The following is a 13,531-nucleotide window of genomic DNA, read 5'->3' as shown; positions in this document are numbered from 1 at the left end:
CCCGGTGCGATCACTCGTCGCGGGAAAACCCCTAGCATTGAAGGGCCATGATGCAGACGATCGATCTCCGAGACCTCCAGCCGAACCGAGCCGAACTGGCGCGCCTGATCCCGCGGGCCAAAACGGATGTGTCCGCGGCATCCGTCGTGTCCGCCCAATTGATCGCGGATGTCCGTGCCGAGGGCGAAGCGGCTTTGCTCGCACAGGCCGAACGCCTGGATGGTGTGCGTCCGACCCACATCCGAGTGCACTCGGATGAGATCGCCCGTGCGATGGCGAAGCTTGACCCGACGGTGCGCGCGGCCCTCGAAGAGTCGATCGTGCGCGTTCGGGAGGCAAGCAAGGCCCAAATTCCGGCCGGTTCGGTCACCACGCTCGCCCCGGGGGCTGAGGTCATCCAGCGCTGGCAGCCCATCCGGCGCGTCGGCCTGTACGTTCCGGGCGGCAAGGCCGTGTACCCCTCGAGTGTGGTCATGAACGTTGTGCCCGCCCAGGTCGCGGGGGTCGCCTCGATCGCGCTCGCCTCGCCCGCGCAGAAGCAGTTCGATGGTGCCGTGCACCCCACCATTCTCGGCGCGGCCGGACTCCTCGGCATTGATGAGGTCTACGCCATGGGAGGTGCGGGCGCTATCGGCGCGTTCGCGTATGGCGTTCCCGCGCTGAGCCTCGACCCCGTGCAACTCATCACCGGCCCCGGCAACGTCTATGTCGCGGCGGCGAAGCGTCTCGTGCTCGGCGTGACGGGAATCGACTCGGAGGCCGGTCCCACCGAGATTCTCGTGATCGCCGACGAGACCGCGGACCCGCTGCTCGTCGCCGCGGACCTGATCAGTCAGGCCGAACACGACGAGCTCGCCGCGGCCGTGCTGGTCACGACGTCGGAAGAACTTGCCGACGCCGTACTCGCGGCGGTGGAGCGCCTGGCCCTCACCACCCACCACGCCGCGCGGGTGCGTGAGGCTCTCGATGGCCAGCAGTCCGCCGTGGTCCTGGTCAGTGACCTCGCTGCTGCTGCGGCTTTCAGCAACGCCTATGGTCCCGAGCACCTCGAGATCCAGACCGACCAGCCCGGGGTGGTACTCGACCTGATCGAGAACGCCGGCGCAATCTTCCTTGGAGCCCACTCGCCGGTGAGCCTCGGTGACTACATGGCCGGTTCCAACCACGTGCTGCCCACCGGGGGACAGTCGCTCTTCTCCTCGGGACTCGGCGCGTACACGTTCCTTCGGCCCCAGCAGGTCGTGCGCTATACCCGCGACGCACTCGAAGCGGTCGAAGAACGACTCGTTGCGCTCGCCCGCGCGGAAGACCTCCCGGGGCACGGCGACGCGGTGAGCGCGCGCTTCCCGGCCTGAAGCCGTCGCCGGGCATATGCTTGAGCCACCATGTATTGCCCGTTTTGTCGCCACCCCGATAGCCGTGTCATCGACTCCCGCACCAGTGACGACGGGTTGTCGATTCGTCGCCGCCGGCAGTGCCCGGAGTGCGGACGCCGGTTCAGCACCACCGAGACAGCAAGCCTGACGGTCATCAAGCGCAGCGGCGTGGTGGAGCCGTTCAGCCGGGAAAAAATCGTGTCCGGCGTTCGGAAAGCGTGCCAGGGGCGTCCGGTGACAGATACCGACCTTGCCGTTCTGGCACAGCGCGTTGAGGAGACGATCCGTGCCACCGGCGCGTCGCAGATCGACGCGAACGACATCGGTTTGGCTATCCTGCCGCCGCTGCGCGAGCTGGACGAGGTCGCGTACCTGCGCTTCGCCAGCGTGTACCAGGCGTTTGAGTCGCTCGACGACTTCGAGTCTGCGATTGCGCAGCTTCGCACAGAGCACACCACGGGCGGCACGGACTAAGCACACCGCGGGCGGCACGGACTAACCTCCCGTCGCCGCGTCCCGGGCAGCCCCGGGTACGGACTAACGTCCCGTCGCAGCCCCCGGTGCACCCGGTACTCTGGGGCGAGATGTATAGCGCCCTGTTTAACCTCGTCCTCCGCCGCCTCGATCCCGAACGGGCTCATCACCTCGCCTTTGTGGTGATCCGCTGGTTGCCAACGCTGGGCATCGGGCGGCTCGTGCGCCGCTTTACCCGCCCCGCTCCCGGGTTGGGGGTGCACACGCTGGGGCTGCACTTCGACTCGCCGTTCGGCGTGGCCGCCGGATTCGACAAAGAGGGCATCGCGATCCGCGGTCTTGGGCAACTCGGGTTCGGACACGTCGAAGTGGGCACCATCACCGCGCATGCGCAGCCGGGCAACGACCGCCCTCGCCTCTTCCGGTTGATTCCCGACCGCGCCGTTATCAATCGCATGGGGTTCAACAACACCGGTGCGGCCGCCGCGGCACCCCGGCTCGCCCGCGTCGCCGCCAGGCGCGACCGACCGATCATCGGCGTCAACATTGGCAAGAGCCGCGTGGTTGAGGTTGAGGACGCGATCGAGGACTACCTCGTGAGCACCCGGCTGCTGGCTCCGGCGGCGGACTACCTCGCCGTGAATGTCAGCTCGCCGAACACCCCGGGCCTCCGCGGCCTCCAGGACCTCGACAAGCTCGAACCGCTCCTCAGCGCGGTGCGCGACGCAGCCGGAGCGACGCCCGTGCTGGTAAAAATCGCGCCCGACCTCACCGACGAGCAGGTCGCGCGAATCGCGCAGCTCGCCGTCGACCTTCGCCTCGCCGGCATCATCGCCACAAACACGACGCTGTCGCGTGACAACCTCAGCACCAACCCGGCGACCATTGCAGCGGCCGGTGCCGGCGGCCTGTCCGGTGCTCCGCTCGCCGAGCGTTCCCTTGCGGTGTTGCGGATGATCCGTGCCGTTGTGCCCGCTGACTTCTGTGTCATCTCGGTCGGAGGTGTGGAAACCGGCGCAGATGTGGCCGCGCGCCTGGCGGCCGGCGCCACCCTCGTGCAGGGCTACACGGCGTTCATCTACCTCGGCCCGCTGTGGGCCCGTGCGGTGAACCGGGAACTCGCCCTCCTGCGCTGAACGGCGGCACAGCGACATCCGCCCCGCACGGACAAACGAGAAACGCCCTCCCGACCGGAAGTCTGGAGGGCGTTTCTCGCGCCTGGGATAAATCAGGCCGCACCGTCTAAGCGGGGAAGGCTCCGCGCTTCACCTGCGGCTTGGGCATACGCATGACGCGCAGCTGCAGCGCCCGCATGGCCGCATACCAGCGCACACCGCTCTCAACGCGGGTCTCACCGAACCGCTCGGCCAGCTTGCGCTGGATCCGGCGGCCGACGAGCAGGCAGTCGATGATCGCGACGACGAAGAAGGTCCAGAGCACGCCGAGGCCGATCGTCTGCACGATCGCCTGCGGGAAGGCCGTCAGTACGATCACGATGAGCATCAGGGGGATCAGGCCCTCGCCGACGCTGTACCGTGCGTCGATGTAGTCACGCACGAATCTCTTCTGTGGACCCCGGTCGCGGACGGGAAGGAACTTCTCCTCGCCGTTGGCGAGGCCGATGCGCGCGCGATCGCGCTGGATCTGGTTGGCGACGCGGGCGCGGCGGCGCGACTCTGCGCGGTCGTTCGAAACGAGCGGGCGCTTGCGCGCTGCCTCTTTTTCTTTGCGCGTCGGAGTGGGTCGTCCCTTGCCGGGAGTGTTGTCAAACTCCTCGGCTGCGGGTTCGTTGGTGGTGCTTGTCGTCTTGGCCACGGTTATTCCTAGCTTCGGTGTCGACTTAAGATTACCTCCATGACCGATTTTGAGCTGCCATCGGCAGCTAAGTCCCAGACCCGCGCCACCCTCGACCAGCTGAAGGACGCGGTGCAGGACGGCTTGCCGACGGCGATCGCCGACCTTTCCGCTCTCGTCCGCATTCCTTCGGTGTCCTGGAACGGGTTCGATCCCGCCGCCGTCGCGGCCAGCGCCGACGCGGTTGCGGCCCTGCTTACCGGGCTCGAGGTGTTCGAATCCGTCGAAATCGCGCGCGCGCCGATCACCGAGACCGGCTTGCTCGGGCAGCCTGCCGTGCTGGCCACCCGCGCCGCCCGCAACGGGCGCCCGACGATTCTCCTGTACGCGCACCACGACGTGCAGCCTCCCGGAGCTGACGAGGACTGGGAGTCGCCCCCGTTCGAGCCCACCCTGCGCGGCGACCGCCTCTACGGTCGCGGGGCGGCGGACGACAAAGCGGGCGTTATGGCCCACGTTGCTGCGATCCGCGCCTTCACCGCCGCGGTCGGCACCGACTTCGACCTCGGACTCGTGGCGTTCATTGAGGGGGAGGAGGAGTTCGGTTCCCGTTCGTTCACCAACTTCCTCGAGGAGCACAAGGAGAAGCTCGCGGCCGACGTCATCGTGGTGGCCGATTCTGACAACTGGGACACCAGCACGCCGTCGCTCACCGTGTCGCTGCGGGGCAACGTGACGTTCAAGCTCACCGTCTCGACGCTCGCCCACGCCTCACACTCCGGCATGTTCGGCGGTGCAGCGCCCGATGCGATGCTCGCGACCATCAAGCTGCTGTCGTCTCTCTACGCGGACGACGGTTCGGTAGCGGTCGCCGGCCTCACCTCCCAGCAGTGGGACACCCCCGAATACACCGATGAGCGCCTGAAAGCGGAGGCGGCACTGCTTCCCGGCGTCACCCCCGTGGGAACGGGCACGGTTCTCAGCCGACTCTGGATGAAGCCGGCCATCACGGTCACCGGTATCGACGCACCCAGTGTGATCAACGCGTCGAACACCCTCATTCCGAGTGTGAGCGTGCGCGTGAGCACCCGCATCGCGCCCGGACAGACGGGGGAGGACGCGTATGCCGCGCTCGAAGAGCACCTGCTGGCGCACGCACCATTCGGAGCGCACGTGGAGATCTCGGATGTCGATCGCGGCAATCCCTTCCTGGTCAACACCGACGGGTGGGCAGTGGCCGAAGCCAAAGACGCCATGCATGAGGCGTGGGGAGTTGAAGCGGTTGAGGCGGGGATAGGCGGGTCGATCCCCTTCATCTCCGACCTGGTCGCCCAGTTCCCCGAGGCCCAGATCCTCGTCACCGGCGTGGAGGACCCGGACACCCGCGCGCACAGCCCGAACGAATCGCTGCATTTGGGAGTTTTCCGGCGAGCGATCCTTACCGAAGCCGTTTTGCTCGCAAAGTTGCAGTCGCGCGCGTAGAATCGCAACAGCTTTTATTGATCGAGGAGTATCTATGACTGACACCACCATTGCACCCGCTGCCCATGGCGTCGGACTGACAGACACCGCAGCGCTCAAGGTGCGCAGCCTGATGACCCAGGAGGGTCGCGATGACCTTCGCCTGCGTGTCGCCGTGCAGCCTGGTGGATGCTCCGGCCTGATCTACCAGCTGTACTTCGACGAGCGCATGCTCGACGGTGACGCAACCGTCGACTTCGGCGAGGGCGTCGAAGTTGTCGTCGACAAGATGAGCGTCCCCTACCTCGATGGTGCATCGATCGACTTCGAAGACACCATCCAGAAGCAGGGATTCACGATCGACAACCCGAACGCCTCGGGTAGCTGCGCGTGCGGAGACAGCTTCCACTAGGCGAAACGGTCGCAGAACGCACCACCCACGAAAGTCCCGAGGAGAACCTTCCTCGGGACTTTCGCCACTTCCGCATGGTGTCGAGGGGCAGGCTGGCCGCGAGCGGGTTGTAGACTGATCTCGAATCAGTCCGCAACATCCGAGAGGTCTCAGGTGCGCTCTAACCGCCGTCTTCGATGGGTAGCCATTCCCATCGCGGTAGCTCTAACAATCGGCCTTGCTGGCTGCACACCGGAGCAGCTGCGTGGCTACCTCCCGGGTGAAGCCGGGATTACCAACCACACCGACAGGATCACGGGTCTCTGGACCACATCGTGGATCGTGTTGCTCGGCGTCGGTGTTCTCACCTGGGGGCTCATCCTCTGGGCCGCGGTTGTCTACCGCAGACGCAAGGGCCAGACCGGTCTGCCGATCCAGATGCGCTACAACCTGCCGATCGAGATCTTCTATACCGTCGTGCCGCTTATCCTCGTTCTCGGGTTCTTCGCCTTCACGGCGCGGGACCAGGCAGAGATCGAAGCCCCGATAGCTGACCCGGATGTCTCGATCGAGGTCATCGGCCAGCGTTGGTCCTGGACCTTCAACTATGTTGACGAAGACGTCTACTACTCGGGTATCCAGGCTCAGGAGCGCGAAGAAGACAACATCGTCGACCCCGACTCCCTTCCGACCCTGTACCTGCCGGTTGGTAAGACCGTCGAGATCACGGTGGAGTCGCGCGATGTCGCTCACTCCTTCTGGGTTGTCGACTTCCTCTATAAGAAGGACATGCTCCCGGGCCGGTCCAACTACATGTACTTCATCCCCGAAAAGATCGGCACCTACGCAGGCAAGTGCGCCGAGCTGTGTGGCGAGTACCACTCCCTGATGCTGTTCCAGGTCGAGGTGGTGTCGCAGGAGGACTACGACGCCTACATCGAGAGTCGACGCGCCGACGGGTTCGAAGGCCAGCAGTCGCTCGAATACAATGTGAACCAGAACCTGCCCGGCCGCACGGGCAACGGCAGCGAGGAGTCGACCGAATGACTACCACATTGAGTCGCCCTGTTGCCGGAGGGTCCGAGACCGTCAACGGGTCCTCGCCGTCCATCGGGCGCAAGGGTTCCGTTCTGGTCAACTGGGTCACCTCGACCGACCACAAGACGATCGGGTACATGTACCTGATCTCGTCGTTCATCTATTTCTGCCTCGGCGGAGTGATGGCGCTGGTCATCCGCGCCCAGTTGTTCGCACCCGGCCTGGAGATCGTCCAGACCAAGGAGCAGTACAACCAGCTGTTCACGATGCACGGCACGATCATGCTGCTCATGTTTGCGACACCGCTGTTCGCGGGATTCGCCAACGTGATGATGCCGTTGCAGATCGGCGCACCCGACGTTGCGTTCCCCCGCCTCAACGCTTTCGCCTACTGGCTGTACAGCTTCGGCTCGCTCATCGCCGTCGCCGGGTTCCTCACACCGCAGGGTGCAGCATCATTCGGCTGGACTGCCTACGCTCCGCTGTCGAGTACAACGTTCACGCCAGGACTCGGCGGCGATTTATGGGTGTTCGGTCTCGCGCTGAGCGGCTTCGGCACCATCCTCGGTGCGGTCAACTTCATCACGACCATCATCACGATGCGCGCCCCCGGCATGACGATGTTCCGCATGCCGATCTTCACCTGGAACATCCTGGTCACCTCGATCCTCGTGATCATGGCGTTCCCGGTTCTCGCCGCGGCGTTCCTCGCTCTCGGCGCCGACCGAATGTTCGACGCGCACATCTACGATGCGGCCAACGGCGGCGTCATCCTGTGGCAGCACCTGTTCTGGTTCTTTGGGCACCCCGAGGTCTACATCATTGCTCTGCCGTTCTTCGGCATCGTCTCTGAGATCTTCCCGGTGTTCAGCCGCAAGCCCATCTTCGGCTACAAGACTCTCGTCTACGCGACGATCGCGATCGCGGCGCTGTCGGTCACGGTGTGGGCGCACCACATGTACGTCACCGGGTCCGTCCTGCTCCCGTTCTTCTCGCTGATGACAATGCTCATCGCGGTTCCGACCGGTGTGAAGATCTTCAACTGGATCGGCACCATGTGGCGCGGGTCGGTGACCTTCGAGACCCCGATGATGTGGGCGATCGGATTCCTCATCACCTTCACCTTCGGTGGCCTCACCGGTGTAATCCTGGCGTCGCCGCCCCTCGACTTCCACGTCTCCGACACCTACTTCGTGGTTGCGCACTTCCACTACGTAGTCTTCGGCACCGTGGTGTTCGCAATGTTCGCCGGGTTCTACTTCTGGTGGCCGAAGTGGACCGGCAAGATGCTCGACGAGAACCTGGGCAAGATCCATTTCTGGTTGCTGTTCATCGGGTTCCACATGACGTTCCTCATCCAGCACTGGATTGGAGTGGAGGGCATGCCTCGCCGCTACGCGACATACCTTCCCGGAGACGGCGTTACCTGGATGAACCAGCTCTCGACCGTGGGCGCCATGATCCTCGGTCTGTCGATGTTGCCCTTCCTCTACAACGTGTACATCACGGCTCGCCGTGGCGCGAAGGTCACCGTCAACGACCCGTGGGGCTACGGGCGCTCGCTCGAGTGGGCGACCTCGTGCCCGCCGCCGCGTCACAACTTCACGTCGATCCCGCGGATCCGCTCGGAGTCGCCGGCGTTTGACCTGCACCACCCTGAGGCGGAGATGCCCTCCGGCATCGGACCGTTCAAGGACGCCCCAGACGCTCCCGTCTACGACAAGGCTGACGAGCAGGTCAAGTAGCTTCACTTCCTCGCGCAATGGCGCTCACCTTCGGTTGGGCGCCATTTGTCGTTACCCCATCGACCGTGGTCGCGAGTGCTCTGATCACTCCAACGATGTCGGCCAGCCGTCGCCCGGCCGCCTGGCCCCCGCTTCGACCAGCTGCACGGTCGACCAGTCATAGGCTGGGTGGATGACTACTATCCTTGACCCGACCCCCGCCGCCCGCAGCGCCGTGACCGAAACCGAAGCTACGCCGACGACGGTTGAGTTCTGGTTTGACCCGTCCTGCCCGTGGGCGTGGATGACGTCCCGCTGGGTTGACGAGGTGGCCCGCTTCCGCTCCCTCGACGTGACCTGGAACGTGATGAGCCTCGCTGTCTTGAACGAGAACAACGACGTGAGCGAGGAGTACCGCGCATTCTTCCCCCGCGCGTTGCGCTACACGCGCCTCGTTGCTGCGGTAGCAGAGTTGCACGGACAGCAGTTCGTGAAGCCGCTCTACGACGAGCTGGGCGCACGCATTCACCCCGGAGGTGCCACGGACCCATTACAGGTCATCACGGAGGCCCTGAAGGCGTTGGGCTTGCCCGCTGAGCTCGCCCAGACCTCGCTCACCGATGCCCATGACGCCGGAATGCGGAAGAGCCACTTCGAGGGAATTAACCGTGTTGGACAGGATGTGGGCACGCCGGTGCTCGCAGTGAACGGGGTTGCCTTCTTCGGACCCGTGATCTCACCGGCACCCAAGGGAGAGCAGGCCCTCGCCCTGTGGGACGGCGTCGTCGCCGCCGCTTCCTATGAAGGATTTTTTGAGATCAAGCGCACTCGCACCGTCGACCCCATCTTCGACTGATCGCACCTTCCGCCGACGACCGCAGCACCGCCAAACGCACGAGGGCCCGGAGCCTGCCCAGCTAATTTCTAGCTGAGCCAGGCTCCGGGCCCTCGGTGTAACCGGCTATCGGTGACTAGTGACTCGAGTCGTGCGAACGCTCGATGTCGGTGCTGGTGACGGGTGAGATGCGGTCCTCGAAGAACCAGGTCGACAGACCCCCACGAACCCGCTGCAGAACACTGATCTTGCCGTTCGCATCCGGGCGAATCATCAGCGGCTTGTACTCGTTGTAGCTGACCAGCTTCCAGCGCTCGTAGTCGTCGAGCTGCTCGTGCACCTCGATGTACTCGCCACCAGGCAACCGCACGATGCGGCCACTCTCGAACCCGTGCAGGGCGATCTCGCGGTCCTTCTTCTGCAATGCCAGGCAGACGCGCTTCGTCACCTGGTATGCCACGACTGGCGCGATGAACAGCAGAGCCTGAAGCGTATGGATCACGCTCTCGATCGACACATAGAAGTGGGTGGCGATCAGGTCCGAGCTCGCCGCGGCCCAGAGGACCGCGTAGAACGTGACACCGGCGGCACCGATGGCGGTTCGCGTGGGCGCGTTGCGCGGACGGTCTGCGATGTGGTGTTCGCGCTTGTCTCCGGTCATCCACGCCTCGATGAAGGGGTAGAAAGCGACCACTGCGATGAAGAGTCCCAGGCCCACCAAGGGGATCAGGATGTTCATCGAGACGGTGAAGCCGAAGATCACGAACTCGAGCCCCGGCGGCACCAGTCGAAGAGCACCATCAGCAAAGCCGATGTACCAGTCAGGCTGGGTACCAGCAGAAACGGGGGAGGGGTCGTATGGGCCGTAGTTCCAGATCGGGTTGATCGTCACGGTCGCCGCGATCAAAACGATCACACCGAACACGATGAAGAAGAAGCCGCCGGCCTTCGCCGCGAAGACGGGCATGATGGGCGCGCCCACCACGTTGTCGTTGGTCTTGCCGGGGCCCGCGAACTGCGTGTGCTTGTTGATGATGAGCAGCAGCAGGTGCACTCCGAGAGCAGCAACCAGGATTGCCGGCAGGATCAGAATGTGCAGCACGTACAGGCGCGAGATGATCTCGGTCCCGGGGAACTCGCCACCGAACAGCAGGTAGGAGACCCAGGTGCCGGCGACGGGGATGCCCTTGACCATTCCGTCGATGATCCGCAGGCCGTTACCGGAGAGCAGGTCGTCGGGAAGCGAGTAACCGGTGAACCCCTCAGCCATCGCGAGGATGAACAGGACGAACCCGATGAGCCAGTTGATCTCACGCGGCTTGCGGTACGCACCCGTGAAGAACACGCGAAGCATGTGCAGCCCGATCGAGGCGACGAACAGCAGTGCGGCCCAGTGGTGTACCTGGCGCATCAGCAAGCCGCCGCGGATGTCGAACGAGATATCCAGCGAGGAGGCCATTGCCGCAGACATTTCGATGCCCTTGAGGGGCACGTACGAACCGTCGTACTCCACCGGAACCATGGAGGCTTCGAAGAAGAACGTCAGGAAGGTTCCGGACAGCAGGATGACCACGAAGCTATACAGGGCTACTTCGCCCAGCATGAACGACCAGTGGTCGGGGAAGATCTTGCGACCGACTTCCTTCACCAGTCCGGAGATGCTGGTGCGCTCGTCGATGTAGTTGGCAGCTGCTCCGGTGAAGCGGGCACCCCTGGTGGGGACTACCGCGGACGGGGCTGCATTGCCGGTGGCGCCGGTTGTTGTGCCGGCGTGTGTGTCGGTGGATGTCATAGCTCACGCTCCCAAAAGCTGGGTCCGACGGGTTCTAGGAAATCGCTCTGGGCGATGAGGTATCCCTCGCTGTCCACCGCAATGGGCAACTGGGGAAGGGCGCGCTTGGCCGGGCCGAAGATCACTTCGGCATGGTTAGCAACGTCGAACTGCGACTGGTGGCAGGGGCAGAGGAGATGGTGCGTCTGCTGTTCGTACAATGCCACCGGGCAGCCGACGTGGGTGCAGATCTTGGAGTAAGCGACGATGCCGTCGTACGACCACTCTGCGCGCTCTGGACGCTCAACGAGGTCGGCGGGGTCGAGGCGCATTACGAGAACCGCGGCCTTCGCCTTTTCTTCGAGCTTGTGTTCAGAATCATTGAGGCCATCGGGGATGACGTGGAACGCCGATCCGATGGTGATGTCCGATGCTCTGATCGGCGTGCCGCTCGGGTCGCGAGTGAGGCGGGTGCCCTTTTCCCACATGGTGTGCTTGAGCAGCGGCACCGGGTCTTCGGCGGGAGCCAGGTCCCGGAAGAGCACCACGGCCGGGATCGGCGTGAGAACGAGTGCGCCGATGAGGCTGTTACGGATGAGCGAGCGGCGGCCGAATCCGGATTCCTTGTTTCCCAGTGCGAAGACCTCGAGAGCCTTGGCTCGCGTGGCGTCGGAGCCGCGAGTGCCGTGACGGCTCTCGACGATCTCGACATCACTCATGAGGGCTTTTGCCCAGTGCACGGCTCCGATGCCGATGCCAAGCAGGCCCAGCGTGATCCCGAGGCCGAGCATGAGCGTGTTCATGCGCACCGAGGTCATGTTGCCCGGTTCGATGGGGAATGCGATGTAGGCCGCGACCGCAAGGACGCTTCCGATGATCGAGAGGAAGAACAGGATCGAAACCTGTCGCTCGGCTCGCTTCTCTTTCCTCGGGTCCGTGTCGGTCAGGCGTGCGCGGTGAGGCGGGAAACCGGGGTTCACCAACGTGTCTGGGCGTGTAACTCCGAGCCCGGGGGAGACCTCGCGGGCCTCCACCTTCGCAATCGCGGAGCCGGCAGCGGTGTCATTCGCGTCCGGGGCGGTTACGCCATCCGGAGTGGCTACACCGTCGTCGTGCTGTGCCATTGTCTTCCCTTCAACCAACGCCGGAGCGCTGCTAATTCTGAGCTAGTTGGATTTCGCTGTGAGCCAGACCGTGATTGCCACGATCGCGCCCAGTCCGAAGATCCAGATAAACAGTCCCTCTGAGACGGGTCCGAGGTTACCGAGCGACAGGCCTCCCGGGGAGGGGTTCTCATCGAGGTACGTGAGGTACGTGATGATGTTTGCCTTGTCTTCCGGCGAGATGTTCTCGTCGTTGAACACCGGCATGTTCTGCGGGCCGGTGACCATCGCCTCATAGATGTGCTGAGCCGAGACACCCGTCAGTGACGGAGCGAACTTTCCCTCGGTGAGCGCTCCACCGGCGCCGGCGACGTTATGGCACATGGCGCAGTTGATGCGGAACAGCTCGGCACCCAGGGCAGCGTCGCCGTCTGCAGCGAGGTATTCCTCGTCAGGGATGCCGGGGCCGGGGGCCTGGGCGCCAACGTACGTGTACAGGGCCTCGATCTGTTCTTCGGTGAACTGCACGGGCTTTTCTTCAGCCTGCGGACCGGACTGCGCCATGGGCATGCGCCCGGTGGCGACCTGGAACTCGACGGACGCTTCGCCGACGCCGATCAGCGACGGACCAGCTTCTGTTCCCGCGAGGTCGAGGCCGTGGCAGGTGGCGCAGTTCGCGGCGAACAACTTCGAACCCTCTTCGGTGAGCTGCTCGTGCGCGACCGTGGTTTCCGCGGTGGCGGCGGTGGTGAACAGCGCGTAGGCGCCGCCTGTGCTGAGCAGACCCACCACGATGAGTGCGATGGATGCCAGGGGGGAGCGGCGGCCGGAGCGGCGCTTCTGGGTGGAGCTAGTGGACTTCGCCATGCTGGTTGTCTATTCCGCTTCTTTATTTCAGGAGGTAGATGACGGCGAACAGGCCGACCCACACCACATCGACGAAGTGCCAGTAGTACGACACGACAATCGCACTGGTCGCTTCTTTGTGGCCGAAGTTCTTGGCCGCGTACGCGCGTCCGATGACGAGCAAGAAGGCGATGAGCCCACCGGTCACGTGCAGACCGTGGAATCCGGTCGTGAGGTAGAACGCAGATCCGTACGAGTCGGAGCTGAGGGAGACGCCCTCGCTGACCAGCAGGGCGTATTCATAGACCTGCCCGATGACGAAGATCGCGCCCATGACATACGTGACGAAGAACCACTCGGCCATGCCCCAGTCGGACAGCTTCCAGCTCGTGCGCTTGGCCTGGAGTCGTTCCGCGGCGAAGACGCCGAACTGGCAGGTTAGCGACGATGTCACCAGAACCGCGGTGTTGATCGCAGAGAACGTGATGTTGAGCTTCGAACTCTGCAGCTCCCACAGCTCGGGCGACGTCGATCGCAGCGTGAAGTAGATCGCGAAAAGTCCCGCGAAGAACATCACTTCACTGCCGAGCCACACAATCGTGCCAACGGCAACTGGGCTCGGTCGATTTACAATTGGGGCGCCGACCGGTCGGGCTAGAGAGGTGCTCGTCACTATCCCATTATGGAGCACAAAGACTCTTGGCATCCGCATTGGAGG

Annotated in this window: 13 protein-coding genes; 8 read left to right on the top strand and 5 right to left on the bottom strand. The window is 64.2% G+C overall.

What is annotated here, in order from left to right:
* Nucleotides 1-47 precede the first annotated feature (47 nt).
* The 3 genes from hisD (at nucleotide 48) to B0I08_RS09105 (ending at nucleotide 2,986) form a co-directional block, all read left to right on the top strand.
* On the top strand, nucleotides 48-1,355 hold the full coding sequence (gene hisD, locus B0I08_RS09115) for a histidinol dehydrogenase (protein WP_106212033.1): 1,308 nt from the start codon (nucleotides 48-50) through the stop codon (nucleotides 1,353-1,355).
* A 30-nt stretch (nucleotides 1,356-1,385) separates the two neighbouring features.
* A complete protein-coding gene (gene nrdR, locus B0I08_RS09110) occupies nucleotides 1,386-1,850 on the top strand; it encodes a transcriptional regulator NrdR (RefSeq protein ID WP_106212031.1) in 465 nt (154 codons plus the stop codon).
* A gap of 110 nt (nucleotides 1,851-1,960) precedes the next feature.
* Nucleotides 1,961-2,986, top strand: coding sequence for a quinone-dependent dihydroorotate dehydrogenase (locus tag B0I08_RS09105; RefSeq protein WP_106212029.1), 1,026 nt, complete (start codon nucleotides 1,961-1,963; stop codon nucleotides 2,984-2,986).
* Nucleotides 2,987-3,092: 106 nt separating this feature from the next.
* On the opposite strand, the gene B0I08_RS09100 is transcribed toward B0I08_RS09105, so the two are convergent.
* Entirely contained in the window at nucleotides 3,093-3,665 is a 573-nt protein-coding gene (locus B0I08_RS09100) for a DUF3043 domain-containing protein (RefSeq protein WP_106212028.1), read from the bottom strand.
* A gap of 39 nt (nucleotides 3,666-3,704) precedes the next feature.
* Here B0I08_RS09100 and B0I08_RS09095 point away from each other — a divergent pair, with 39 nt between their 5' ends.
* The 5 genes from B0I08_RS09095 (at nucleotide 3,705) to B0I08_RS09075 (ending at nucleotide 9,114) form a co-directional block, all read left to right on the top strand.
* Nucleotides 3,705-5,126, top strand: a complete 1,422-nt coding sequence (locus B0I08_RS09095) for a dipeptidase (protein ID WP_106212026.1) — start codon at nucleotides 3,705-3,707, stop codon at nucleotides 5,124-5,126.
* A 34-nt stretch (nucleotides 5,127-5,160) separates the two neighbouring features.
* On the top strand, nucleotides 5,161-5,517 hold the full coding sequence (locus tag B0I08_RS09090; protein ID WP_106212024.1) for a HesB/IscA family protein: 357 nt from the start codon (nucleotides 5,161-5,163) through the stop codon (nucleotides 5,515-5,517).
* A gap of 153 nt (nucleotides 5,518-5,670) precedes the next feature.
* Entirely contained in the window at nucleotides 5,671-6,543 is an 873-nt protein-coding gene (gene ctaC, locus B0I08_RS09085; RefSeq protein WP_106212022.1) for an aa3-type cytochrome oxidase subunit II, read from the top strand.
* The gene (gene ctaD, locus B0I08_RS09080; RefSeq protein WP_106212020.1) at nucleotides 6,540-8,279 is read left to right on the top strand and encodes an aa3-type cytochrome oxidase subunit I; all 1,740 of its coding nucleotides are present in this window, start codon (nucleotides 6,540-6,542) and stop codon (nucleotides 8,277-8,279) included. The genes ctaC and ctaD overlap by 4 nt, the downstream gene beginning before the upstream one ends.
* 172 nt (nucleotides 8,280-8,451) lie before the next feature.
* Nucleotides 8,452-9,114, top strand: a complete 663-nt coding sequence (locus B0I08_RS09075; protein WP_425432992.1) for a mycothiol-dependent nitroreductase Rv2466c family protein — start codon at nucleotides 8,452-8,454, stop codon at nucleotides 9,112-9,114.
* Between the two features lie 115 nt (nucleotides 9,115-9,229).
* Here the strand turns inward: B0I08_RS09075 and qcrB are convergent, their stop codons facing one another.
* The 4 genes from qcrB to ctaE are packed head-to-tail and all read right to left on the bottom strand — an operon-like array spanning nucleotide 9,230 to nucleotide 13,519.
* Complete coding sequence (qcrB, locus tag B0I08_RS09070) at nucleotides 9,230-10,885, bottom strand: cytochrome bc1 complex cytochrome b subunit (RefSeq protein ID WP_106212018.1); 1,656 nt, start codon at nucleotides 10,883-10,885, stop codon at nucleotides 9,230-9,232.
* The gene (qcrA, locus tag B0I08_RS09065) at nucleotides 10,882-11,988 is read right to left on the bottom strand and encodes a cytochrome bc1 complex Rieske iron-sulfur subunit (RefSeq protein ID WP_106212017.1); all 1,107 of its coding nucleotides are present in this window, start codon (nucleotides 11,986-11,988) and stop codon (nucleotides 10,882-10,884) included. The genes qcrB and qcrA overlap by 4 nt, the downstream gene beginning before the upstream one ends.
* A 42-nt stretch (nucleotides 11,989-12,030) precedes the next feature.
* Nucleotides 12,031-12,834 (bottom strand): cytochrome bc1 complex diheme cytochrome c subunit, encoded by an 804-nt coding sequence (gene qcrC, locus B0I08_RS09060; protein WP_106212015.1) that lies wholly within the window; start codon nucleotides 12,832-12,834, stop codon nucleotides 12,031-12,033.
* 22 nt (nucleotides 12,835-12,856) lie between these two features.
* Nucleotides 12,857-13,519 (bottom strand): aa3-type cytochrome oxidase subunit III, encoded by a 663-nt coding sequence (gene ctaE, locus B0I08_RS09055; RefSeq protein WP_106212294.1) that lies wholly within the window; start codon nucleotides 13,517-13,519, stop codon nucleotides 12,857-12,859.
* Between the last annotated feature and the right edge of the window lie 12 nt (nucleotides 13,520-13,531).

It is taken from the genome of Glaciihabitans tibetensis, from assembly GCF_003003265.1.
Taxonomy (GTDB): domain Bacteria; phylum Actinomycetota; class Actinomycetes; order Actinomycetales; family Microbacteriaceae; genus Glaciihabitans; species Glaciihabitans tibetensis.
Note: the sequence above shows the minus strand (reverse complement) of the source record. Positions and strands in the feature narration are given on the sequence as shown.